Annotated in this window: 23 protein-coding genes and 1 pseudogene; 10 read left to right on the forward strand and 14 right to left on the reverse strand. The window is 39.7% G+C overall.

Annotation, left to right across the window (positions count from 1 at the left end; genetic code table 11):
- On the forward strand, positions 1 to 186 hold a 186-nt coding region (locus tag ACFX4L_RS10930), incomplete at its 5' end, for a hypothetical protein (protein ID WP_377405107.1).
- Positions 187 to 286: 100 nt separating this feature from the next.
- On the opposite strand, the gene ACFX4L_RS10935 is transcribed toward ACFX4L_RS10930, so the two are convergent.
- The gene (locus ACFX4L_RS10935) at positions 287 to 901 is read right to left on the reverse strand and encodes a TetR/AcrR family transcriptional regulator (protein ID WP_089363830.1); all 615 of its coding nucleotides are present in this window, start codon (positions 899 to 901) and stop codon (positions 287 to 289) included.
- A gap of 177 nt (positions 902 to 1,078) precedes the next feature.
- Between ACFX4L_RS10935 and kynU the strand changes: the two genes are divergently transcribed.
- The 6 genes from kynU (at position 1,079) to ACFX4L_RS10965 (ending at position 7,035) form a co-directional block, all read left to right on the forward strand.
- Entirely contained in the window at positions 1,079 to 2,356 is a 1,278-nt protein-coding gene (gene kynU / locus ACFX4L_RS10940; protein ID WP_375166208.1) for a kynureninase, read from the forward strand.
- A 129-nt stretch (positions 2,357 to 2,485) separates the two neighbouring features.
- On the forward strand, positions 2,486 to 3,907 hold the full coding sequence (locus tag ACFX4L_RS10945) for an amino acid permease (RefSeq protein ID WP_284469881.1): 1,422 nt from the start codon (positions 2,486 to 2,488) through the stop codon (positions 3,905 to 3,907).
- A gap of 61 nt (positions 3,908 to 3,968) precedes the next feature.
- On the forward strand, positions 3,969 to 4,814 hold the full coding sequence (kynA, locus tag ACFX4L_RS10950) for a tryptophan 2,3-dioxygenase (RefSeq protein ID WP_377405174.1): 846 nt from the start codon (positions 3,969 to 3,971) through the stop codon (positions 4,812 to 4,814).
- A 17-nt stretch (positions 4,815 to 4,831) separates the two neighbouring features.
- Entirely contained in the window at positions 4,832 to 5,458 is a 627-nt protein-coding gene (kynB, locus tag ACFX4L_RS10955; protein WP_377405110.1) for an arylformamidase, read from the forward strand.
- Positions 5,459 to 5,659: 201 nt separating this feature from the next.
- A complete protein-coding gene (locus ACFX4L_RS10960; protein WP_377405112.1) occupies positions 5,660 to 6,292 on the forward strand; it encodes a LysE family translocator in 633 nt (210 codons plus the stop codon).
- A 407-nt stretch (positions 6,293 to 6,699) separates the two neighbouring features.
- Positions 6,700 to 7,035, forward strand: a complete 336-nt coding sequence (locus tag ACFX4L_RS10965; RefSeq protein ID WP_377384710.1) for a hypothetical protein — start codon at positions 6,700 to 6,702, stop codon at positions 7,033 to 7,035.
- Between the two features lie 137 nt (positions 7,036 to 7,172).
- On the opposite strand, the gene ACFX4L_RS10970 is transcribed toward ACFX4L_RS10965, so the two are convergent.
- Both ACFX4L_RS10970 and ACFX4L_RS10975 read right to left on the reverse strand, forming a co-directional pair.
- Positions 7,173 to 8,024, reverse strand: a complete 852-nt coding sequence (locus tag ACFX4L_RS10970) for an MBL fold metallo-hydrolase (protein ID WP_377405115.1) — start codon at positions 8,022 to 8,024, stop codon at positions 7,173 to 7,175.
- A gap of 161 nt (positions 8,025 to 8,185) precedes the next feature.
- Entirely contained in the window at positions 8,186 to 9,616 is a 1,431-nt protein-coding gene (locus ACFX4L_RS10975) for a phospholipase D-like domain-containing protein (protein ID WP_377384706.1), read from the reverse strand.
- Positions 9,617 to 9,889: 273 nt separating this feature from the next.
- Here ACFX4L_RS10975 and ACFX4L_RS10980 point away from each other — a divergent pair, with 273 nt between their 5' ends.
- A complete protein-coding gene (locus ACFX4L_RS10980; protein ID WP_377384704.1) occupies positions 9,890 to 10,336 on the forward strand; it encodes a hypothetical protein in 447 nt (148 codons plus the stop codon).
- A 622-nt stretch (positions 10,337 to 10,958) separates the two neighbouring features.
- On the opposite strand, the gene ACFX4L_RS10985 is transcribed toward ACFX4L_RS10980, so the two are convergent.
- From ACFX4L_RS10985 to ACFX4L_RS11015, 7 genes are all read right to left on the reverse strand, one after another.
- The gene (locus tag ACFX4L_RS10985) at positions 10,959 to 11,522 is read right to left on the reverse strand and encodes a peptidoglycan-binding domain-containing protein (RefSeq protein ID WP_375166207.1); all 564 of its coding nucleotides are present in this window, start codon (positions 11,520 to 11,522) and stop codon (positions 10,959 to 10,961) included.
- A gap of 548 nt (positions 11,523 to 12,070) precedes the next feature.
- Complete coding sequence (locus tag ACFX4L_RS10990) at positions 12,071 to 12,220, reverse strand: FbpB family small basic protein (RefSeq protein WP_377384702.1); 150 nt, start codon at positions 12,218 to 12,220, stop codon at positions 12,071 to 12,073.
- Positions 12,213 to 12,380 (reverse strand): Fur-regulated basic protein FbpA, encoded by a 168-nt coding sequence (locus ACFX4L_RS10995; RefSeq protein ID WP_377384700.1) that lies wholly within the window; start codon positions 12,378 to 12,380, stop codon positions 12,213 to 12,215. Before ACFX4L_RS10995 ends, ACFX4L_RS10990 begins: the two co-directional genes overlap by 8 nt.
- A gap of 471 nt (positions 12,381 to 12,851) precedes the next feature.
- Positions 12,852 to 13,454: a nitroreductase family protein gene (locus tag ACFX4L_RS11000; protein ID WP_377384698.1), complete on the reverse strand. Its 603-nt coding sequence runs from the start codon at positions 13,452 to 13,454 to the stop codon at positions 12,852 to 12,854.
- Positions 13,455 to 13,523: 69 nt separating this feature from the next.
- Entirely contained in the window at positions 13,524 to 14,174 is a 651-nt protein-coding gene (locus tag ACFX4L_RS11005) for a DsbA family oxidoreductase (RefSeq protein WP_284469868.1), read from the reverse strand.
- 289 nt (positions 14,175 to 14,463) lie between these two features.
- The gene (locus ACFX4L_RS11010; RefSeq protein ID WP_377405118.1) at positions 14,464 to 17,499 is read right to left on the reverse strand and encodes an efflux RND transporter permease subunit; all 3,036 of its coding nucleotides are present in this window, start codon (positions 17,497 to 17,499) and stop codon (positions 14,464 to 14,466) included.
- A gap of 178 nt (positions 17,500 to 17,677) precedes the next feature.
- The gene (locus ACFX4L_RS11015; RefSeq protein ID WP_125160356.1) at positions 17,678 to 17,863 is read right to left on the reverse strand and encodes a hypothetical protein; all 186 of its coding nucleotides are present in this window, start codon (positions 17,861 to 17,863) and stop codon (positions 17,678 to 17,680) included.
- A 401-nt stretch (positions 17,864 to 18,264) separates the two neighbouring features.
- Between ACFX4L_RS11015 and ACFX4L_RS11020 the strand changes: the two are divergent.
- Positions 18,265 to 18,651 (forward strand): annotated as a pseudogene (locus tag ACFX4L_RS11020) (IS5/IS1182 family transposase); the annotation flags it as partial.
- A gap of 149 nt (positions 18,652 to 18,800) precedes the next feature.
- Here ACFX4L_RS11020 and ACFX4L_RS11025 read toward each other — a convergent pair.
- Positions 18,801 to 19,499, reverse strand: a complete 699-nt coding sequence (locus ACFX4L_RS11025) for a polysaccharide deacetylase family protein (RefSeq protein WP_377384694.1) — start codon at positions 19,497 to 19,499, stop codon at positions 18,801 to 18,803.
- Between the two features lie 102 nt (positions 19,500 to 19,601).
- Positions 19,602 to 20,051 carry an ASCH domain-containing protein gene (locus ACFX4L_RS11030; protein WP_284469865.1) on the reverse strand — a complete coding sequence of 150 codons (450 nt, stop codon included), beginning with the start codon at positions 20,049 to 20,051 and terminating at the stop codon, positions 19,602 to 19,604.
- A gap of 410 nt (positions 20,052 to 20,461) precedes the next feature.
- Between ACFX4L_RS11030 and ACFX4L_RS11035 the strand changes: the two genes are divergently transcribed.
- Positions 20,462 to 22,468, forward strand: coding sequence for a serine hydrolase domain-containing protein (locus tag ACFX4L_RS11035; RefSeq protein ID WP_377405122.1), 2,007 nt, complete (start codon positions 20,462 to 20,464; stop codon positions 22,466 to 22,468).
- Between the two features lie 155 nt (positions 22,469 to 22,623).
- Here the strand turns inward: ACFX4L_RS11035 and ACFX4L_RS11040 are convergent, their stop codons facing one another.
- Together ACFX4L_RS11040 and ACFX4L_RS11045 are read right to left on the reverse strand one after the other, a co-directional pair.
- Entirely contained in the window at positions 22,624 to 23,103 is a 480-nt protein-coding gene (locus tag ACFX4L_RS11040) for a VOC family protein (RefSeq protein WP_377384688.1), read from the reverse strand.
- Between the two features lie 63 nt (positions 23,104 to 23,166).
- Positions 23,167 to 23,478: a hypothetical protein gene (locus tag ACFX4L_RS11045; protein ID WP_377384686.1), complete on the reverse strand. Its 312-nt coding sequence runs from the start codon at positions 23,476 to 23,478 to the stop codon at positions 23,167 to 23,169.
- Positions 23,479 to 23,500 lie beyond the last annotated feature (22 nt).

Genomic DNA, 23,500 nt, shown 5'->3' on the forward strand with positions numbered 1-23,500 from the left:
CTCGTGAATTCAGCTAGTTTACTCGTGAGTTTTGGCGTTTTACTCGTGAATTCAGCTAGTTTACTCGTGAGTTTTGGCGTTTTACTCGTGAATTCAGCTAGTTTACTCGTGAGTTTTGGTGTTTTACTCGTGAATTCAGCTAGTTTACTCGTGAGTTCGGACGGCTTAAAAGTGGTGGGAAGATGAAGTTTTCCGATAGGGGGTGTGCAGCGGGCGAGCCTTTAATATAAAATTAAATCTTCCGATTGTAGTAAAACCGGAAGATTGTTTGAACTGCCAAATATAATTACAAATACAAACCTTCGACGTAAACTGACGTGATGGTTTGAGCAATCTCGTCGACAGAACTTTGATGTTCGTTTCGGACAATTTCCCAAAGATACATTTCATTTGTGAAAAACCATCCTCTTGCCACAAGCTCATGGTTTAGTTCAGCCCTTGCCAGCCCATTTTGCTGTGCATATGCGACGTCCTTTGAAATTCGCTGAATGAACTTCATGCGGATCGCCTTCCATTTATCTGAGATGACAGTTGAAATCCCAATGGCCTGTTCGAAAACTTGCATCATATTGCGTTCAGCCTCTGCCATTTTCAAAAAGGCATTAGCTTGTTTATTTATGATATGTTTTGCTTCGTCCTTCGATTTTGGAAAGAAAGAGGTCTCCGCAATTTCATAAAATTGCTCCATGACATTCTCCATTAATACAATTAAAAGATCCTCTTTCCCTTTAAAATGAACATAGGCAGTTCCGTACCCCACGTTTGCCTTTTTGATCATTTGGGAAATAACTGCAGCTTGAAAACCTTCTTGAAGAAATACCTCCTTTGCCGCTTCTAATAACTTTTGACGTGTCATGATTGAGCGCAAATGTCGTTTATCCCCTACATTACCATTATCCATCCCGATTCCTCCCCTTATCTTCTAGCATAAAGGATTACTTTAAAAATAAAAAACATTTGCTGGAAAATGTTTTTTTGATGATTTTAATATTTTCAATCTTCTGAATTATGTTATTGACACTGTGTCATATTCTTTGGTACGATTCTCCTAGGATCAAACTGATATAGGAGGATGATTATGAATTCAAAATACACGTTGGATTACGCAAAACAAATGGATGAGAAAGATTCCCTTAAAGGTTTTCGAGAAGAATTTTATTTAAAGCCGAATTCCATCTATATGGATGGCAACTCATTGGGGCTTCTTTCTAAAAGAGCTGAACGCACTCTTTTGGAATCTTTGGAAGATTGGAAGGAACATGGGATTGATGGATGGACACAAGGGAATCACCCCTGGTTTTTCATGGCAGAGGAATTGGGCGCCAAGATTGCCCAATTAGTGGGAGCTTCTCCTGAGGAAGTTATTGTAACCGGATCCACAACTGTTAACCTGCATCAACTTGTAGCTACTTTTTATAAGCCGGAAGGGAAACGCACAAAAATTTTAGCGGATGAACTAACCTTTCCGACTGATATTTATGCTCTTCAAAGTCAGCTGCGTACACATGGATACAATCCGGAAACCGATCTCATCCGCGTGAAAAGCCGCGATGGAAGATTCCTTGAAGAGGATGACATTATCGAAGCAATGACCGATGACATTGCTTTGATCATCTTGCCAACGGTCCTATATCGCAGCGGTCAAATATTGGATATGAAACGATTAACTGATGAAGCTCATAAAAGAGGAATAGTAATCGGATTTGACGGCTGTCATTCCATCGGTGCCATCCCGCATTCATTCAGCGAATGGGATGTGGACTTTGCGTATTGGTGCAATTATAAACATTTAAATGGCGGTCCTGGCGGTGTTGGCGGCCTATATGTAAATCGAAAACATTTTGGAACGATGCCTGGATTGGCTGGATGGTTCGGGTCCAAAAAAGATAAACAATTCGATATGGAGCATACATTAACACCAGCTGAATCAGCAGGCGCGTATCAAATTGGAACGCCACATGTATTAAGTTGTGCACCATTAATTGGGTCTTTAGAAATTTTTATCGAAGCTGGCATTGAGAATATCCGGGAAAAATCCCTTAAAATTAATCAATATTTAATAGACTTAATTGAACACGAGCTGGAAGAAATGGGATTTTTCATTGGAACCCCTAGAGAAGACATACGCCGCGGGGGTCATGTAAGCCTTGAGCATAAAGAAGCTGCACGGATTTGTAAGGCATTGAAAGAAAACGGTGTCATTCCGGATTTCCGAGCACCAAACATCATTCGTCTTGCACCAGTTGCACTATATACTTCCTACGCAGAAGTTTGGGAAGTGGTACAAATACTCAAGAAAATCATGTCGGAAAAACAATATGAAAAATTCAAGAATGAACGAGAAGTGGTTGCATAACGCTAATACCCGCTTCCCTCGAATTTGTTAGTCGGTTAATGTTAATATGGGCGGTCAGTCTACGCTTAAAGAGGTGTGAACTAACTGCCCGGGTAAGATAAAGTCTTTTGGGATAAAAGGGGATGAACTATGGAGAATAAACATACTCAATTGAATCTTAAAGATGATCCTGAGAAAGGATTAAAACGTAATCTGGAAACAAACCAGCTTTCCATGATCGCGATGGGCTGTGCCATCGGGACGGGACTATTCCTTGGCAGCGGGCTTGCCATTCAAGCGGCAGGGCCAAGTGTATTGCTCAGCTATGCACTCGGGGCGTTCATTGTCTTACTATTGATGGGCTGTTTAGCCGAAATGACGGTTGCCCATCCCACTTCCGGATCTTTTGGGGCCATTGCTGAAAAGTACATGACTCCAATGGCAGGCTATCTTGTCCGCTATTCTTATTGGATTGCCAATGTTTTGGCTGTTGGGGTTGAGGTAAGTGCAGTCAGCGTTTATATGAAGTATTGGTTTCCGACCGTGCCGGGAATCGTATGGATTTTATTGTTTGCAGGTATCCTGATTTATGTAAATGCTACTAGCGTGAATACATTCGCTACATTCGAGTATTGGTTCTCCTTTATTAAAATAAGTGCCATTGTTGGTTTTATCCTTCTTGGATCCTATATACTATTCGGTTCATCCGAACGGCCACATATAGGACCTGAGAACTTTGTAAATGAAGGCGGTTTTTTCCCATTCGGCGGGTGGGGAATGTGGGTAGCCGTATTTATTTCTTTATTCAGCTTTCTTGGAACTGAAATGATAGCGGTTACATCAGGAGAAGCAAAAGATCCGGATGCAGCTGTTCCAAAAGCATTAAAAGCGACGGTCTTCCGTTTATCGACTTTCTATGTGTTGACAATTGGGATCATGTTGATGATCGTTCCGTGGAAAACAGCTGGAATCGAGGAAAGTCCATTCGTAAAAGTAATGGAAATCCTGAACATTCCAGGTGCATCCGGGATTATGAACTTTATTATTTTAACGGCTGCTTTATCTGCCATGAATGCTCAGCTCTATGCTTCGACACGTATGATGTTTTCATTAGCGCGCGGGAAAAATGCACCTGGCTTTTTAGGAAAGCTAAACAAAAGGGGTGTTCCTGCAAAAGCACTTGCTGTCTCTACCACTGGGATTTTCATTGCTGCAGGCGTACATTCGTTACTTCCTGGTTCTTCCTATGCCTTCATGATGGGGATTTCCATGTTCGGTGCTATGTTCACATGGCTTATGATCTTCATTTCTCATTTGTTTTTCAGGGTGAAATGGGAGAAAACAGGCGGACGCAAGTTACCGGTAAGGATGATGGGTTTTCCCTATTTAACGATACTAGGAGCCGTTCTTCTATTTAGCTTAATGATTACGACATGGTTTACAGATTTCAAAATCATGCTTCAATTCGGGATACCTTGGTTACTATTTTTAACTGTTGCTTATTTTGTTTCAAAAAGAAGGAATATTAACCATAATGTAATGGAAGAATCTCTGGAAAAGAAGCTAGAATAGAATGACGGAATAAATAGTTTTTTTGAAATATGAAAAGTGAGGGGATTGCGGAATGAAGAATATGGATAACAATGAACAAACAATAGCTGGTCTAGAGAAAGAAATTCAAACCGATTTTCAAAAATCGATGTCTTACGGAGATTATCTCCACCTTGATAAAATATTAACTAGTCAACATAGATGTTCCGATCATCATGATGAAATGCTTTTTATCATCATCCATCAAGCGAGTGAGTTATGGATGAAGCTCATTTTACATGAGCTGACAGCAGCTACTCAGTGTATACGCCAAAACAAGTTGGAACCCTCGTTTAAAATGCTGTCGCGCGTTTCGAGGATCCAGCAGCAATTGATCCAGTCATGGAGTGTCCTTTCAACCTTGACACCGGCTGAATACATGGAGTTCAGGGATAAACTGGGGCAATCTTCCGGATTCCAATCTTATCAGAATCGTTTGATTGAATTTGCGCTAGGAAACAAAAATGTCCATACACTATCAGTCTATCAACATCAGAAAGATCTATTCGAGCAAATGCAGCAGGCCCTTCATGAGCCAAGTATTTATGATGCGGCGATTAATGCCCTTGTAGCGCGTGGATTACCCATTGATCAAGAAGCCATCAGCAGGGATTGGTCACAAAAATACGAACCAAATACAAGTGTAGAAGAGGCGTGGCTGACAGTTTACCGCGATGTCGAACAATATTGGGACTTATATGAGCTGGGCGAGAAGTTAGTGGACATCGGCCATCAACAGCAATTATGGCGTTTTAATCATATGACCACAGTGGAAAGAATTATTGGTAATAAACAAGGTACTGGCGGATCATCAGGTGTAACGTATTTAAAAAGAGCTCTAGACCAACACTTTTTCCCAGAACTATGGAGCCTAAGAACGAAGCTATAAGAGATGGAGGTAAATGCATGGGAACATGGATTGATATTTCACAACGTCTGGATGAAAACGTTGCAGTCTGGCCTGGAGATACCCCTTTCTCATACAAAGTCAATTGGAGTAAAGAAGAGAGTGGATCTGTCAATGTAGGACAAATCAATATGAGTATCCACACTGGTACCCATATTGATGCACCTTTTCATTTTGATAACGATGGAAAAAGAGTGATTGAACTGGATCTCGATTTATATATGGGAAATGCCCAAGTCATCCATTTGCCAAACAAGACAAGCATCGGTGTCAATGAATTATCCAATCTGGGTCTACAAGGCGTGACGCGACTGTTAATTCGGACTGACGCTTGGAAGGATAGATGTGTGTTTCCACAAACTATTCCACATATCCAACCAGAATTAGCAGCATATCTTTCAGAACTCGGCGTTCGTCTTATTGGTCTTGATTTGCCATCCGTAGATCCATTGGATAGTAAAGAACTGTCTGCCCATCATGAGCTTGCCGGTCATGGAATTCATATTTTGGAAGGGCTTGTATTAGACGATATAGGGCAAGGGAATTATGAATTGGCAGCCCTCCCGCTTCCATTAGTTGAAGCAGATGGAAGTCCGGTGCGTGCTGTATTGAAAAAATTGCCCTAACAAAGTTTACCAAAAAACAAGCCAGATCAAAAAATGATCTGGCTTGTTTTTTTGTTTCATTAAACACCGTACTCATTAGTCAAGCCGATCTCCCTTCTCCCCCTTTATTGAGATAATCATGACTTTCTAATTTATCTCCCTAAACCAAGTTCATTTATGTTATAATTTTCAGAATTCACCGTTCAGAATGGAGGTCCGAATATGGAAAACTTTTATTTGTTCATGATCATGTGCATTCTTCTCATCATTTTACCTGGTCCGGATACGGCGATAACCACAAGGAATACCGTTACCGCGGGGACGGCGGGAGGTTTTAAAACGATGTTCGGTACGTGCTGTGCGCTTTTTATTCATACATCAGCTGCCGTATTTGGACTATCGGCAATCATTGTGAAATCGGCTTTATTATTTTCCATCTTCAAATATGTCGGTGCCGTTTACTTGGTATATCTAGGCTTCAAGACTTTATGGGGATTAAGGAATAGGCAAGTGGCTGCAGCGACAGAAACGTCCGTCAAAGGTAAGTATGAAAACCAGTCTTGCTTTAAGCAAGGGTTCCTTACCAATCTGCTGAACCCTAAAGTGGCCGTTTTCTTCTTAACGTTTCTGCCTCAGTTCGTGGATCCAGGCAAGGATACGTTTATGCCCTTCCTGATCATGGGCATAACGTATACCGTTTTAACTGCAATGTGGTTTGTATTTTATATCTATCTATTGAACCAGATTAGTGCCTTTATGAAAAAGCCGAGAACTCAGGCGATTTTCGAGGGAATAACAGGGACGGTATTGGTTGGTTTTGGGATAAAGCTAGCTCTGGAAAAAGCTCATAATTAATCTATTAAGCCCCCACAATGAACTGCACCCTAAATGTTAGACACCATCTAACTGTTGGAGGTGCGGTTTTTATTTTAGGCTGTTTTCACATACTTTGTTGCTATTTACCAGGTAGTGAGTTGTGGTTGATTTCCCCTCCAGATGCTCGCTTTCCGCGGGGCGGGCGGTGAGCCTCCTCGGCGTAAACGCCTGTGGGGTCTCGCACTTCCGCTCCAATCAACCTTAAATAGTTTCGTTTTAAAAACAACAATCTTTACGAAAAGAGCCTTATTTTATAAAGTAGAAAAAGGCTGGCTCTTGATTCTGGTGAAGATATAGGTATTGTAGCTTTAAGTTATGGTGCAATTACAAAAACCATAATTTGGTGTTTTTAAATTCAAGATATTCCTGTAAGCAAGGAGATACACATGAAAACTATTGAGGTTAAGAAAACAAAAGAGCTCGGAGTGGGTTCACTTTCTTTCGCCCTATGTTTAATCGGAATATTATTTACCTTTCGATTTGGAAATAAATTTTGTATTGGAGATAGTATTCTAAATAATATCGGACTGAGCGCATGGTCAAATGGAGAAACAGGCATTCATTATACAATGATCTATTCAGCTATATTTTTCATCCCTTCTTTTATTATTGGTCATATTCATCCCGATAATAGAGGAGCAAAAGCAGGGGAGATTATATCAGGGTTCCTATCAGTTCTTATCATACTATTACTCATAACAACTATTATCTCTTTTTTGTAAAATGAGCTTATTGAGGACTGTTTATTCCACATAGGAATAAGGTCAAATTAAAGGGTATGAGCCCAGTTGAACACCGAACCCATACCCTACCCGCGGAACTTTTTGTGTACACTTCAATTGGCTTTTCATTTCATTGGTCACTCAACATATCCATTTACAAAAAATCCAATCGTTTCGAGCTCATCTTCAGTTAAATCCCGTTTTAACCCTTTAGCCAATTCCTGCTCCATTAATGCTCGATTTCCCCGATGGTCGACGACGGTTCTGGCACATTCCTTCATTAGTTTAAGCTCCGCCTCCATTTCCAGTCTCGTGCAGGGCAGATCATGATGGGAGAGTATATATGTATCGGCATCATAGGCTTCAATTTTCTTAACGAGCAGCGAGGCCTTTTCAGCCGTATAATTCCATTTTTCGGCATAAAGATTGGCATAAAAGCAGTCTCCCAGAAATAATGTTTTTTCCTCTGGAACATATATGATGCAGGAGTCTTTGGCATGATCGCCGCCAACATGTTCGATTACACATGTTACATTGCCGAGATCGATTGTCACCTCTTTTTCAAAGATAATATCGGGCAGGGGCAGGGAAATATTTCTATTTGTCCCATGTTCCAATTTAATTGCATCGGCGCAAAAGGGTATCTCCGTCCCTTCTTCGACCCGTTGATCAAGGGCCTGATCTTCCCATGAAAGCTGCTGCATATCTTTAATATTGTTGTATGTTTTTTCATGACAAATGACCGGAATCCCGATATTCTCCAGTCCGAATACATGGTCCCAGTGGGAATGGGTAAGTACAAGGAAATTCCCGTTTAGATCATTCCGTAGCAATTCGTCCTTAAAGAGCTGTGCATGCTGGACGGAGTTACCGGCATCGATGATGAGCGTTTTCTTGGTTCCGGAAACGGCAGCAAGTACCGGCCGATCCGTTTCCTGGACTGGAGGCAGGTAGACGATATGTTTCGATAGATGCTGTAAGGTTTGCATGTTTCGTTCTCCTTCGGATAATGGATGATATCTCCAAGATTGTTTAGCTTTCCTCAATTATAGCAAATTGCACATTTGTTAATTAGTCAATGATCCATTTTAAACGGATTTCCTCCGTAAAAAGACAACAATCGCTGAGATTGCTGTCTTTTGGTCATCATTCAAATGAACCTCTTCCAATATACCGTTATTTTCGAAAGGGCATTTAAAAAGGTCGCTTTAAAGAAAGATTTTTCCTTTTTCTGATCTTCAGGTAGTTCTATATATCTTTTATTTTCCGCGACGAGTGTACTACCCGAGATTTTTGACTCGATGGCCCCTATCAATTGCGTTGCAAAATTTTCACTATCAATTATCACCATCGATTCTGTATTTAAAAAGGCAGATCGCGAATCCAGATTGAAGGAACCGACTGCACTTAATCGCTGATCATATACAGCCGATTTACCATGCAATGAATAAAGCTTTGAATATTCATATAGCTTTGCCCCTGTCTCGACGATACTATCCCTAAGTGCTAAGTAACCGGAAAAAGCGATCACATTCGGGGTTGATGTCACCGAGTTGGTAAGTATGGTCCAATCAGCTTTTGAATTCATATTCTTTGGTACATATTCCTTCATGGGACCCGTAGGAACAATATAGGGACTCTGGATAAATACCGATTTATTGGCGTTCGCAGCAATATCCACTAGAGATCTCCACACAAAAGGGTGTTTATTGAAACGTTCGATTGGATTATAAATGAAGGACACTTTTTTTGTAGGTGTTGTAGACTTACTCCAATCGATGGCCGGATTAACGAAATCGGCATTAGTTTGCATAGCTTTGCTGTATTGATTTAATAATGTATCTCTGACGCGTTTTCCTTGTGCCTTTTGCCTTTTCGAAAGATCCGCAAAGACTTTGCTTGTATACGGATGAGTCCATAATTCATGTATATAAGCCTTCATTTCAACGATTACACTATCTTTCTCCTGTTCAGCATTGAAAATGAGTACATCCCGGTCATAGACATAATTCTTGGGCGCGTTTTTTGCTAAATACTTATCGGCGATATTCCTGCCTCCGATGATGCCTAACTTTCCATCTGTAGTGATCATCTTGTCATGGAGGCGGTTATGCCAGGTCCAGGGCTTAAATGGCTTAAAGGTTTCGTAGTACCTTAATTCAATGTTTTCATGCGATGCCAGTGCATAACGGACACCGCTTAATTGACCTCTAAGTCCATGAGAAATTCCATCCAGAAGGATTCTAACCTTAACACCGCGGTCAGCAGCTTCGAACAAGGCTCCAAGAATAAGTTCACATGATTTTCCTTTTCCAAAAGCGTAGTAGGCAATATCGATTGAGTGCTGTGCTTCCTGGATCATTCGCATGCGGGCGAGTCCCGATTCATAACCATCTTCGAGAAGCAGGACACGATCCACGGTGGAATCCTTCTCTCCCAAATATGCACTTATATGTTTAATCGGCCTATCTTCTTCTTTTTCCTTGAGGAAGTAGAAAAGGACCACTGCCGTCACCACTACATACAGGAAATATAATAGAAGAACGAGCAGAAATCCTTTGATCATCGTTTGTGCAATCATGGCACTCTCCCCCTTTACCCGATATTTTATTACTATTCGTAATAAGCACGGACTCTATTCAACATCTTCAAGCTTAAATAAATCCTCCAAAGAATAAGCCCTCTGGCTTGTTAGCCAGAGGGCTTATTTCATTTCCTAGAGTGACCATTTTACCTATCTTAAAACTGAAAGGATGATCCTGGGTGGAACTTGGAGCATTTATTTTCCTTTTAAATGTGACAAAGTGGTGAACATGTTAGCAGCTGCATACTATTATATAGAAGGAGGGATTTTATGCTTAAACAACCTGATGGAATAAGCATCTTCAATTACTGTTTTGCCTTAGGTGTGTCAGAGGTATTCTTTTTATCCAGCTTTTATCTTTCCATTCTTGACGTTTCATTATTTGCTATTGCCTTACCATTTTCCGCTTTATTTCTAATATTCTCCTTGTACCTGTTCCTCCGAACGCACAAATCCGTAAAGAATTTACCCAATCATGAAGAACGAAGAAGGGAAATTCATGCGTTCTATCATCAGTCTTTCGGGATTTTCACGATCATTTTTTCCGTCCTACTTTTTACTGCTTTAGCCTATATTCCCTTACTGGGAAACGGAGGGCATTTCTATCTTCTTTATTGTGTACCGATGGCATTACTTTGTTTAATTCCTTCGATTATATCTTATAAAGGAATGAAATTATTCAAACTGGAAACTGACAGGAATTTAACGAAAATCTAAACTGATTATACATGGCCCCAAAGTGGATTTGCTTGGATCCATAAGCTTTAGGGGTTTTTTTATGATTCCATCGCTCGGAAATGTAGTGTCAGCTTATTTGTATAAATCATCATCTTGATAGAACATCAAGAAATGAATTCTCCATCATTGAATCTTCGTTATGCTCTTTCCATGTTTTTTAGTTGAATGTATAGGTAAAATGAGGATATAATAAAGATAACTAACATATATAAAAAAAAGACACTGGTTAAACCAGCGTCTTAATGAACAGCAAACTGCATAAAGAGCAGCGGCTTTCTGTGGTAAGTCAGTAGCTACTCAATCATGAAAGTAACCCTTTTCCTACATACATCTGGCCGGATGGTATGGAGGGGGTTACTTTTTTAATGTAACCGCGATTACTGCGACGATTAAAGAGGCGAATGAAATCATTAGCATCAGTCCGTCCATAATAGAAATCACCAGCGACACCCCCTTTCTGAAAAGGAGTGACCGCTGCCCACTATACCAAATTGCTGTTCATTTCTTATTATATCTGTATTTACTTGTTATTTATAGCAAAATATAGATGCATAAAAATTCTCCCACTTAAAGTGGGAGAATTTTTTGCATGAATATCCCTTTATTCTTCCACTACACGGCCATCTTTATAAATGTGGAACCACCCAATCGTTCCTGAGCCGCCTTGATCCATCCAATCTTTATTTGCTGCTTTATATTTGTAATATGATTTTCTTTTGCCATCTTTCAGCAACCTGCCATCACCGCTGAAAACGATATTGTTACCCAGCTTTTTTTTACCTAACGCGATCGCGTCTTTCTCTGTAAACTGTTTTCTTTCTACTTTATTTTCGTCTAAAGCTGCCCATGTCAACGGGCCAACGATACCATCCGAGGCCAAATTATGATCCACCTGAAACTCTCTTACGACATTTTGTGTTTGGGTACCAAAAATCCCATCAACGCCTACAATATATTTAACATCTTTAAGGCTTTGCTGTAGATCTCTTACATAACTAGAACGGGAGCCTTTCCGGAGGGTCGGGCGCGTTTCCGCTTTCGTTTCGATTTTCTCGGTTTGATTGTCTTTTGATGCTGCGTGGGTAATTGAAGTTCCCGTTCCTAGAGGGGCCATCATCAATGCAACGGCTGGAAAAATGACCAATAATTTTTTCTTCAACGTCATATAACCTCCATTCAAATATACATTCCTGCAGAATCTGACTTTCTTTCCTTTGGAGCCCATTCATTATAACGTAAGAGGTCATTCAATTAACGTTTTATTACTTTAATTATAAAAAATGGTAAATAATATCCACGGTGTGCATTTCAAAAAGTCAGCATATGATGGAAACCCCGATTCTTGAATAAAACCAAAATAATCCCCTAAAGGAAATTATTCAGACTGTAGACAAACTCGATGAAAATCGAGTTTGTCAATTTTTATGGCTTGTACAATTTGGACGTTGATTTCCACTCCAGGCACTCGCTTTCCGCGGGCGGTCGGGGAGCCTCCTCGGCTTTCGCCTGCGAGGTCTCCCCTAGACGCGCTTTTCCCGCAGGAGTCTCGAACACCCGCTCCAATCAACTTTGTCTTGCCTTTTAGATGGAACACTTTTGCCTACAATCTTTTTTGTTTTAAAATAGGAGTATTAAAACTTGAGGTGATGACGATGCTTTCGAAACATAATTCTATTCAGCGAGATCAACTTGAAATGATTACTTTTTACCTAGTCATGATTGTACTTGCTTACTTCCCTTTTTTTCATTGATGGCTTTTTGATCAATTTTTGTATAGATGCGTTCCACTTCAATTTTGTCATGCAGCAGAAGTTCGCGGTTTTCTTTTAGCAGTTCATCATAAGATTTCTTTCTCCTAGACATTTTTTAATTCACCTCTCAAGTGATTGAATTCCTTTTGCAGGACAACAATCGGAAGCTCGTATAGTTGTTTATTATATTTTTTAAAAATCCCGAATTTCAGAAGTTCTTGTATAAGTTCCTCTTTTTTTGTTTCTCCCTTTGTACTTAATTGGGTAATCATCAAGGACCCTCCTTAACAAAAATGCTGACTTTTGGTATTTGGGGTTGCCTAGCATCCCACATGAAGAATCTCCTCTTCTACCTATTGCTTCCCCATATAAGGGCATGCTCTCAAAGTCTTCACATTTCCTTAATTGTTCGTATGTAGGACTTTCCTGGTGCATTTTCAATACTCGATCAAATACACCAAATCCACATTGTTATTACCTAATTCACTATAGTTGAAAACGATTCTCAGAGTCAATTATATACCTCTGTTAATTATATGAAGGATGATCATCAGGAACGGATATTTCCATAAAAAGGTAAGGCCTTCCCTATATCTGTAATGCGCCTGGAACTTTAATATTCATGCTTCAAAAAAAAAGCCCGTTTTTACTCATTAAGAGTAAACAGGCTTTTTGTAAGTCTACTATCCCAAACATGTACTAGCTTGAACTGCTTTTCTTTATGAATATCTTAAATCTTTGTATTAATAAAATTTCACAATATCTTCAAATGGCAGGAACGTCTTTTCTCCTGGTTGTTCATTGGGCTCACCAAATGGCATTTGAGCTATCAATGACCATTCCCCTGGAATATCCCAAGTTTTCTTCACTTCTTCATCAATGATCGGATTATAGTGTTGTATTGATGACCCAATGCCTTCCGCTGATAAAGTCATCCATATTGCATACTGCAACATAGCACTTCCTTGATGGGACCAATATGGAAACTGTTCTTTATATGATGGTGCTTTTTCTTGCATTTGCTTTATCGTTTCTTGATTTTCAAAGAATAGGATTGTGCCCACTCCATCACGAAATCCTTGTAATCGTTCGACAGTTGCCGCAAAGCTCTCTTCTGGAACGCGCGAACGAAGTGTTTCTTTTACGATATCCCAAAACTTTTCATGTTCGTCATTCATCACTACCACCACTCGTCCACTTTGCATATTAAATGAAGTTGGTGCATGTAAAGCGGTTTTTAAAACTTCATTAATTCTTTCTTTCGTAATATTTTCATTCTTTTTCACCTTACGGATCGAACGGCGATTGATGATTGCTTCTTTTAAATTTGTTGTAGTTGCTGACATTTTGATTCCTCCAAATTATGTTTAATTTAATAGGATAGATTGATATTTATTTAATAGCTCAGAACGTTATTAGCAATTCCCCTTACTATCGCATTGCAAGCCATCAAATTCATTCAGTTTATTTTTTGCTTCTTCCTTCTCTATGACTTGCGCTAACCTTTCTTTGCTAGCGAGTCCTTGGATCACTTCATCACCAATGATGAACGTTGGAACAGCCCTAATATCCGCTTCTTCATAGGCATGTTTTAGTGCTTCTTGATGCACTTCACGATACTTCCGTGACACTAACGCTTCTCTAAAAGCCCCCTCGGAAAGATCAACTTCACCTGCTAATTTTGTCAATACTTCAATATCTTCAATATTTTGTTCCTCTTGAAAAAATGCTGTAAAAACTCTGTCATGGAACTCATTACCTTTTCCGTGCTCCTTTGCAAACTGGCACCCTTCGAACGCCAAATGTGTATATGGGTGCGGAGAAACACGGGGTAGACGCATATCAATCCCTAGTTTTTTCGCAACAGGAAGAATATAGGAATCCCATGAACTCAACTTATCAGGTTCTTTCCATGGATCAATTTTCGAATATGGACTAGGACGCAGTTCAAATGGCATCCACTCCACTTCTACATCTTTTTCCTTCACGATTTCGTCTAAAGGACCTTTGCCCAAAAAACAAAATGGACATATAAAATCAGAATACGCTTTAATTTTCACTGTCATATGATATTCCCTCACTTTTTATCATTAGCTCCCATTTGTAACCAAGTTAGTTACAATAAAGAGTAAAAAAATATGCTTTCTCTGAATATAGAATGCATTGGATTTAGTAGTACGTAATTGATTGCTGCTTGCGATTGTACTGTTATGTGTTTTACCTCGCTGTAATCATTTTAGTTACAGGTGCTATATAAGTCAAGCATTATTTTAAAAAAGCTTTAAATCGAAATGCAAGAAAAAAAGTTTGCAGCGGAAGTGAATCTTTCTCTGCAAACTTTTTTATTAAACACCCTTACATCTCAATGTGTTCTTTAACGGGTTCTCTCTTTTTCTTTCTCTGTTTTTTCGACTTTTTAAAGTATAACAATTCGTATATACATGGAATGACGATGAGTGTGAGCAGTGTTGATACAGCTAACCCGCCAATGACAACGATTGCTAAGCTTTGTGAAACAAGACTTCCCGTTTCCGCCTTTTTATATAAAAGAGGCAGCATGGCGCAAATGGTTGCTACAGCCGTCATAATGATCGGACGGAATCTCGTAGCTGTCGCTTCAACGATCGCATCCCGGATAATCATTTTTTCTTCGTTTTGCTTGACTCGATCGAGAAGCACAATAGCGTTTGTCACCACAATTCCAATTAACATGAGCGCACCCAACAGTGCTGTAATATCCACTGGAATACGACTGATTACCAATCCTAACACTGCTCCGATCGCAGCGAACGGCAATGAAAATAAAATGGCGATCGGTGCTTTAATTGATTTAAAGGTTAAAACCATGATCAGAAAGACGATGCCTATCGAAATTAACATCGTAAGGAACAAATCGGTAAAATCATCTGCTTGCTGGGCACTGGCTCCCCCAATATAAATATCTACATCCTTCGGAATCTTAAGCCCCTTGGTCTCCTTGTCTCCAAATATCTCAAGATTTATTTTGCTAGCAATATCAGAAAGTTTGGCAGGATCGACCGTTGCCGTTAATTGAAGATACGTTTCTCCGTCTTTATGGAACTGGGTTGTTGCACTCTCCTCGCTCTTTAAAGAAGCAACTTTCGATACCGGGACTAAACCGCCATCTGTCATTATAGGTATATTCTTTAAATCCTTTGGTTTTTTAGGATCTAAGATTGGTTCAAGGACTACAGGTGTCTGCTTATCCGCAAGCGTGATATTGCCGATTGGGGTTTTATTAAGCATGATACCAAGTTGTTGACCTATTTGTTCTGTGTTGCCTTTAGCCGGATCTACCTTGAATGAATAAATGGTTTTCTTTTCGTCCTGGTTCGTTGTAACATCTTCAATCCCTTTAATATCTTGAATTTTTCCTTTGATCTTATTAGCTGTCAGCTCCAGATCTTCCGCACTGCTGCCAATTACATCAATCGTAATGTTCGTCTTTGAAGCCCCCATCATAAATGAAGATGCGGTGGTCGTAAGCTTCGCACCAGGATAGTTTTCTTTTTGCTTTTCGATTTCCTCCAAGATGGTATCTATGTTTGCTTTATCCTTCACTAAGAGACCGAATGTAGCTTCTGTAGGTGATGTGACTGCGCCGTATTGAGCACTTTCGGCAGAGTTTCCTAATTGCATGAACACATTATCCACATCACTCATATCCTGCATTTTCTCTTCGAGTTCTATCGCCTTTTCTTTTACTTTATCAAAGGGCTGATCATTTGGATAAGTCAACGTCACTGAGACATAATCAGCTGAAGAATTGTCAATCGCCCCTTTTGGCATGGCAAAATATGTACCAATGGAACCGACAAACAACAGCAACGCAACAATCAGGACAACCCATTTATGGTTTAATGACCAAGTAACCAGCTTGGTAAAACGCTTAGCTGGTCGATGTTTTGGCAGCTTCGCTCTTTTCAGCAATCCCGCACTCATTAAAGGAACAACCGTTAATGCGACAATTAAAGAAGCCAGCAATGAATAAGTGACCGTTAAAGCGAAAGGAAGCAGAAACTCTTGAAGCCCTCCGTTCAATAAAGCTACAGGCAAGAAAACGGCTACAGTAGTAAGCGTTGAGGCTGTTATCGCCACTCCTACCTCTTTTATTGCCTCCATCACCAATTGGATGGAAATCTTCTCCTGCTGCATTTTCCGGAAAATATTTTCAATAACAACAATACTATCGTCCACTAAGCGCCCAATGGCTACAGCGACACCGCCTAGCGTTAAAATATTCAGCGTCACTCCCGACAATGACAGCAAGAATAACGTAAAGCCAAGAGATAGCGGTATGGACACGATTGTAATAAATGTAGACCGTATATTTCGTAAAAAGACCATGATCACAATGGTGGCGAATAGCGCACCAAGCAGCACTTCTTTTACCATCGTCTGAACAGAAGTCTCCACCATATCAGCTGTAGATAAATAGATGGTCGATTTCTGGTCACTATACTTTTCATTGATTTCTTTTGCTGTTTTTTCAACCTCTTTACTGATTGTGACAGCATTTGATTGGCTGTCCTTGATAATGCTAATATCAATGCTTTCTTTTCCATTGAAACGACTGATGAGATTACCATCCTTCGCTTCATCAACTTTCGCAATCTCTCCAAGTGTGACATTTGGAGTGACCTTTAACGCTTTTAATTTTTCAATACTTGTTAAATCCCCGATAACCTTAATGTTACTAGCCTTCCCATCGATCACTTTTTCGCCTACGGCTAGAGCTGTATTCTGACCGTTAAGGACACTCATGACATCTTGGATCGAAACTTTCTTTTTAGCCAATTGTTCATTATCCACTTTGACTGAAAGAACAGATTGGGAAATTCCAAATGTCTGTACATCCGAAACTCCTTTAATATCTTTATACAGAGGCTCTAATTCCTTCTTCGCAAAGTCTATATTTTCAGCTGTTAATCCGTCCTTAAAAGTAACAGCTATAAATGAAATGGGAATCATTGATGTATTTAGCTGTGTAACAGTCGGTTTTGCCATGCTTTGTGGCAATGCTACATTGTCTAAAGCCTCTTTAACATCAAGTTTTGCTTGTTTCATATCCGATCCGGATTCAAAGAATAGATCTACTTTTGAAAACCCATCTCCCGTTGTGGAGTATATTGAGCTCTTTCCCTTAACTCCAGTGACTGCTCTTTCAATCGGATCTGTAACTTGTGTTTCCATCGTTTTCGAATCAGTGCCCTGTCCCATCGTGATAATCGTAACTTGTGGATTGTCAGCAGATGGTAAAAATTCCATCGGCAATTTAAAATAACTGACAACACCTATCAACAAAATAAATATGGTTACCAACGAAACGGCAGCCTTGTTCTTAAACGACCACTTAGTAAAAAATTCCACGTCCACATCTCCCCTGATTGTAAATTAAAGAAAATAATTCCATTTTTAATATTACCATATATTACTAAGGTAAGTGCGTAGAAATTATAACTTTTAACCTAGAATTTATGAGGTATGACAGGGCCTTTCGCTCCACATAAAAAAGGTTGCCGCAGCAACCTCAATTATCAAAACTTTATTACTTGTAACCTTTTAAAAAAAGCATAATGATCGCCAATATGATAAGACCGATAAATAATAAAGGTCCGATGCCTGAACTATACACGAAGTATACAGTGATATTGCGGAAAGCCATCACAACAAGGAATAGGAGTAACAGGATTCCTAAAATAATGATCAGAGCGGTATTTTTATTCCGATACAACGTAACCAGCCCCATTTTTAAAGCTTTATTTACACGAAAGCATGCCCCACAACATCATTCCGTTAAGAAACAATATGCCGCCACCATTTTGTACTATTCAGTATTTCGTTAAATACCTTTCAGTAGCGAGAAAATAAAAAAGGGTTGTACAATTTGAACGTTGATTGGAACGTAGGGCACTCGCTTTCCGCGGGCGGTCCGCCCTCGGCTTGCGCCTGCGGGGTCTCCCCTAGACACGCTTTTCCCGCAGGAGTCTCGAACACCCGCTCCAATCACTTTGTTTTAACATTTAGATGGAACCCCTTTTGCTAGAAGGATTAAAACTTGAGGACATAAGGATGCTTTTTAAACATGATTCTATTAAGCGAGATCATCCAGCGAACCATTTGGTTCGTAAAATGGAGGCCGCCATTGTGTTTGGGACAATTGTAACACTTGGAAATACGCATGATAGTCACATCTTAGAGCCACTTGTTGGACAAGTAATTGAAAAAGTTGGGAAACCAGAAGCTGCTGCTGCAGATGCAGCTTCTAAAACACCGGCGATTACAAGCTATCTATTTGGTCATAAAATAACACCGGCTTTACCGTATTCACGTCCTCGAACAAAGGAAGGATTCTTCTGCAAACATGACTATGTTTACGATGAACATTTTGATTGTTACCCTTGCCCATCGGACGAGATTTTAAAGTACTCACCAACGAATAAAGAGGGCTATCTCGAGTACAAATCACCAAAACACATTTGTGTGACCTGTCCATTTTTATCAAAGTGTACCGAAAGTAAGGACCTTGCCATGTCCAATTGGCCATCTTCTTTATATTCATGGCAGGGAATTTCAAAAGGGGTTCGGAATGTTTTAATTCCGAACCCTTTTGTCTACAAACTGAAAGGGTTGCCGCAGCAACCCTTTTTCCCGAAACTGTAAAAATGAACCTACAACTCTTGAAGTTCATTGACCGTTAAAAACGTATACCCTTCGTTCGTTAACTCTTGTATTATCCCTTCAATCGCTTGAAGTTCTTTACCCGTATCATCATACATCGGATGCATCAGGATGATCGAACCTGGTTTTATATTTTCCTTCACATACTTCACTTTATCAGAAGCTGAAGTGTAATAGCTATCTGGTTCCAGATTCCAGGTAATGGTTTCTCTATCATTTTTATTTAAGTAATATGGCAAGCCAACGATCTTTTTCCCATTTGGTGGCCGAACGTCAATTTCACCCTTATATCCGGAGTTTTGAATTAATTTATCCGTTTTCTCGATTTCCGCTTTGATATAGGAGGGCGATTTAAAAACCATTCGCCTGTGGGAATACGTGTGATTCCCAATCTGGTGTCCGGCTTCCGCTATTTTCCCAGCTTCCTCTGGGTACTTTTCGATTTCGTTACCAATCAGGAAGAATGTAGCTTTTACATCGTATTTATCCAATAACGGCAGGATCTGATTTACATTCTTCGATGGACCATCATCAAAAGTCAAAGCAACCACTTTTTGATCCGTCTCTACCTTATCGGTTAATCCTCCGAATACCTGATATGTTCTCGAATTCATCAATTTATACGTACCCAGCAATAGGAGGAAAACAACCAGGATTCCCAACCCAATGAATCTCAGTTTCTTTCTCATGACTATGACCTATCTTTCTAAAAGTTTTTAAATTCATGACTTATTATAGCAAATCACTGAACGAAAAAACTTATTGCTCTCTTCCGAACGAGCCGTCCACATTCACTTTACATGGATCAATTCAAAACGCTCGCACACCAGCAGCATATCTTCTTTAAAGGTTTGGCCTATTTTGTCCAGTGCTTCTTTCAACCATTTTTCATGTGCATCCCACCAGTATGTATATGTTCGATCTCCTTCCCCTTCTGCAATCGCAAACTCTGCACTCACTTCATTCATCGGCAATACTTCGACCTTCACTGTTTGGATGATGGCTAAGGGCACATCCTCACTACTTAAAATAATGCTGTAATCACCCACGGATGGTAATGGTTCATTTTCCTCTTCATAAAAGACATAACCAGAGCAAGTAGCCGTTTTTATCCCATCCATCACTAATTGAGCCAAATGATCGGGATCAGCCCCGAATTGCCACGCACTGACTGACTGAGGTTTTTCTTCACCTTTCCCTTGCCAAAATTCATTCCAATATAATTCCGCTTTAACATTCATTCTATGATCTCTCCATTCTATTTTGTCCTATTTAAAGGCTGAACCGCTGCTTTTAAGAGAAATGCAGAAATGATCAGGTCACGCATGATTCGCCTCTTCATGTTCTCAACTAAGTCCCCATTCTAAATCGCCTAATATCGGATTCACCAGTTTCATAATGTCATATGATACTTCAAACCCCTTGGAGTAACTGGATCAAAACAAAAATCCCCCTAAAAAACATGTTACATTACTTAGCTGTTATTACTAATGTTGTAACAACTTTTGATAAAAGAGTGACAAAAGGTAACTAGTGTATATGACAAGCGATTTGTGATACTCGGTTAGATCCATTCATGATGCGGCCTTAAGGTCAATCAGGAATGGGAGCTGACTAGGAAATTAAATCGATTAATAAGGGAGAAAAAAACATGAAAACGAAAACACGTAATTTAGGGCTTGCCTGTCTATTATTATCTGCCACCACTTTTACTGCTTGCACCGCAATTAACAATGTCCCAACCGAATCAGTAGACTCTCAAAAACCAGCAAAAAAGATAAGTACAAACGGCCCCCAAGATGCTAAAGAAGTAGAATCGTTCATGAATTCGGTGCTTGTCGATAAGATGGGGAAATACAATGTGAATGGCTCCAATTTTGTAGTTGTCAAAGATGGGAAGGTCCTGTTAAACAAAGGCTATGGTTATGCTGATAAGGATAAGAAAATACCAGTAGATAAAGATACCGTCTTTCAAATCGCTTCCGTTTCAAAGACCTTTACAGGCTTGGCAGCGATGCAGCTTGCTGATAAAGGCGCGATTGATCTGAACCATGATATTCATGAATATTTAGATGGCTTGAAAGTACCCAATAAAACAGGAACTCCACTGACTATGTTTAATTTGCTTACCTATACAAGTGGTGTAGATCTGCCTGATATTACTACGTATACCTCACCTGATTATATAAACCAGGAAATTCCGATGAAAGAGTTTCTTAAAGAGCATATGCCGACTGTAGTTCGAACACCTGGAGAATCGTATACCTATGATAATTTTGCCTTTTTATTGGCTGGCTATGCGATAGAAAACGTAAGCGGCCTTAGATTCGATCAATATATGGAAAAGAATATATTCAAGCCATTGGAAATGAGCTCGACAAGTACCCGTTTCACCCCTGAACTACTCGATAGGATGGCTGTACACTATGATGATAAAGGCACGCCACATCCAACTTCCGGTCATGCACCGACAGATGGGCCACAGGGCAGCATTCTTTCTACGGGAGATGATATGGCTAAGTATTTAACCATGTTTCAACAGCAAGGTGAATTTAAAGGAAAGGAAATTATCAGTGAAAAATCGTTAGAGCAAATGCAATCCTATCAGGTGTTTGCAGATAAGACTCTGCCCATGACAACTGTCGGAGGATTCGAAGGATACTTCAACGATTTAATGAATGGTCACCATGTCATTCTAAAAGGCGGAAGCATGCCTGGACATCAATCGTTAATTGTATTATTGCCGAAGAGCAATACCGCCTTTTACATGTCGTATAACAATGATTCCATGATGAGTATAGAAGTATTTAAAGAGTTTATGGATCACTATTTCCCAGAAAAAAAGAAGCCAAAGAAATCCACTTACACGCCTTTAAGCAGTAAAGAAGCCGCTAAATATGTTGGATTATACCAGAACACCCGCTTCCATTTCTTAAAATACAGGTTGACCTATAAGAACGGTAGCTTGTTGCTGGAGGCAGGGCCCTCAGGCAAGCACACCTTGAAGATGGTTCATCCCCTGTTGTTTGAAGATGAAGCTGGAAATAAATTAGCGTTCAAGAAAGATCATCAGAATCGGATTAAATACTTCTATTACACAAGTTCAACAGGTCTGGATTTTATTGCCGATGCACAAAAAATGCCTTCTAAGAAGCCTTTCTCAGATGTACCGCATGACAGTTTGTATAAGACAAACATCGACAATCTGTATGCATTCGACATATTCAAGACTCAACCAGACAACCGCTTCCATCCGGAAGGTATCATGACACAGGGAGAGTTTGCAGATTTACTACTTCGTGCACATGGTTGGTTTGGTTTTCCCGATGATATTGAGACAAATAAAGCAAAAATGGTTTCCGGCATTCCTAATTTTAACCGCAAAACTGTCATTACAAGACAAACAGCAGCAGTCATGATTCAAAATCTAAAGCAAATCCAACCCGCTCCAAAGGTCAAAATAACTGGAAAAACCGATAAATGGGCGATTGAAGCTACTCAAGCGCTTGTATCACAAGGAATTATTGATCCCGATATTAAACCCAAGGCAGATGGGTCTATAGATTTCCGTTCAAAGCAGCCTTTACTTCGTCAAGAAGCTAGTGCATTGCTTGATAAGGCATTTGGTTACTATACACTGCCCCTCAAAATCAAGTAACCAAATGACCCCACAGAAATACTGTCAGCACCAAGTCATAAATGGACTCTCAATTAAGTAATCTGCCAAAAGCCATGAATATCAAATAGGTAAGCATGGCTTTTGATTTACCTTAACAATAACAAGAAAAACATGTAGCTCTCACAACCGTCAATTCATCTGTCATTCGCTTTTTTCACTTCTGTATTCATTTGTTCCCATTCACTTAAATACATACGTTTCATGATTTTTTTAGGATTTTCCAGTTTACTAATAAATTCCAAACTGTTGCCGTCTGGATCATTAAAGTGAATTTTAGCGTGCGCATATTCCCCATGAGGCATGACGAAAGGTTCAATTGGTTCAAATCCAAAAGCCTCTCTTGGCGAATAGCCTCTATCTTCAAGCCATACGACTGAGCTCTTTAAATCTTCCAATGATACTTCAAAAGCTATATGCCTGATGGAAGGATGATACTCAACCTCCACTTTTTCCGTTTCCCAAAGCCCCAACCAACTTTTATCCTTTTCAATCCACAGAAAAGCCAGGTTGTCTTCAACCTTATGATCCAACTGCAAACCAAGCCCTTCATAGAATTCAATGGAACGATTCAAATCACGAACCGGTAAATGTGCTTCATATAAACCTCTTATCATTCCATACACCCCTTTTTTCGTCAGATCGAAACCATCCTGATTCAATCCCTTTATCCAATTGTTCTACGGGGCAAATTCAATTTCACCCGTTACTAACAAAGTGATGACGATAACCCAAAATATAAAGAAAGACGAAGAAAAAACCAAAGAAATAATAGGAATCACTCTTTTCTCCGTTTTCTTCAAAATACCTATGATAGAAAGGACGATACCGGTAATCGTAAGGAAAAATGTTATATAATCATCAGCCAGGCTCCCGATATTTGCAACTCTAATAGGTGTAACAAAAACTATAAAAAAGCAAATAATTCCAATGATGAATGAAATAAAACTAATTACACCGTACCTCTTCTGAATAAATGCATCGTTTTCCATCAATCCACCCTTTCATGATCGT

It is taken from the genome of Peribacillus sp. YIM B13482 (genome assembly GCF_042787975.1).
GTDB lineage: Bacteria > Bacillota > Bacilli > Bacillales > DSM-1321 > Peribacillus > Peribacillus simplex_A.

What these genes read in the sequence shown, in the direction of transcription:
- ACFX4L_RS10945 (WP_284469881.1), top strand. Translation starts at nt 2,486, where the DNA reads ATGGAGAATAAACATACTCAATTGAATCTTAAAGATGATCCTGAGAAA.
- ACFX4L_RS11040 (WP_377384688.1), bottom strand. Translation starts at nt 23,103, where the DNA reads ATGATAAGAGGTTTATATGAAGCACATTTACCGGTTCGTGATTTGAAT.
- kynB (WP_377405110.1), top strand. Translation starts at nt 4,832, where the DNA reads ATGGGAACATGGATTGATATTTCACAACGTCTGGATGAAAACGTTGCA.
- ACFX4L_RS11005 (WP_284469868.1), bottom strand. Translation starts at nt 14,174, where the DNA reads ATGACAGTGAAAATTAAAGCGTATTCTGATTTTATATGTCCATTTTGT.
- ACFX4L_RS11000 (WP_377384698.1), bottom strand. Translation starts at nt 13,454, where the DNA reads ATGTCAGCAACTACAACAAATTTAAAAGAAGCAATCATCAATCGCCGT.
- kynU (WP_375166208.1), top strand. Translation starts at nt 1,079, where the DNA reads ATGAATTCAAAATACACGTTGGATTACGCAAAACAAATGGATGAGAAA.
- ACFX4L_RS10970 (WP_377405115.1), bottom strand. Translation starts at nt 8,024, where the DNA reads ATGCAAACCTTACAGCATCTATCGAAACATATCGTCTACCTGCCTCCA.
- ACFX4L_RS10995 (WP_377384700.1), bottom strand. Translation starts at nt 12,380, where the DNA reads ATGATTACCCAATTAAGTACAAAGGGAGAAACAAAAAAAGAGGAACTT.
- ACFX4L_RS11035 (WP_377405122.1), top strand. Translation starts at nt 20,462, where the DNA reads ATGAAAACGAAAACACGTAATTTAGGGCTTGCCTGTCTATTATTATCT.
- ACFX4L_RS11025 (WP_377384694.1), bottom strand. Translation starts at nt 19,499, where the DNA reads ATGAGAAAGAAACTGAGATTCATTGGGTTGGGAATCCTGGTTGTTTTC.
- ACFX4L_RS10990 (WP_377384702.1), bottom strand. Translation starts at nt 12,220, where the DNA reads ATGTCTAGGAGAAAGAAATCTTATGATGAACTGCTAAAAGAAAACCGC.
- ACFX4L_RS10960 (WP_377405112.1), top strand. Translation starts at nt 5,660, where the DNA reads ATGGAAAACTTTTATTTGTTCATGATCATGTGCATTCTTCTCATCATT.
- ACFX4L_RS10980 (WP_377384704.1), top strand. Translation starts at nt 9,890, where the DNA reads ATGCTTAAACAACCTGATGGAATAAGCATCTTCAATTACTGTTTTGCC.
- ACFX4L_RS10985 (WP_375166207.1), bottom strand. Translation starts at nt 11,522, where the DNA reads ATGACGTTGAAGAAAAAATTATTGGTCATTTTTCCAGCCGTTGCATTG.
- ACFX4L_RS10975 (WP_377384706.1), bottom strand. Translation starts at nt 9,616, where the DNA reads ATGATTGCACAAACGATGATCAAAGGATTTCTGCTCGTTCTTCTATTA.
- ACFX4L_RS10935 (WP_089363830.1), bottom strand. Translation starts at nt 901, where the DNA reads ATGGATAATGGTAATGTAGGGGATAAACGACATTTGCGCTCAATCATG.
- ACFX4L_RS11045 (WP_377384686.1), bottom strand. Translation starts at nt 23,478, where the DNA reads ATGGAAAACGATGCATTTATTCAGAAGAGGTACGGTGTAATTAGTTTT.
- ACFX4L_RS11030 (WP_284469865.1), bottom strand. Translation starts at nt 20,051, where the DNA reads ATGAATGTTAAAGCGGAATTATATTGGAATGAATTTTGGCAAGGGAAA.
- ACFX4L_RS10965 (WP_377384710.1), top strand. Translation starts at nt 6,700, where the DNA reads ATGAAAACTATTGAGGTTAAGAAAACAAAAGAGCTCGGAGTGGGTTCA.
- kynA (WP_377405174.1), top strand. Translation starts at nt 3,969, where the DNA reads ATGGATAACAATGAACAAACAATAGCTGGTCTAGAGAAAGAAATTCAA.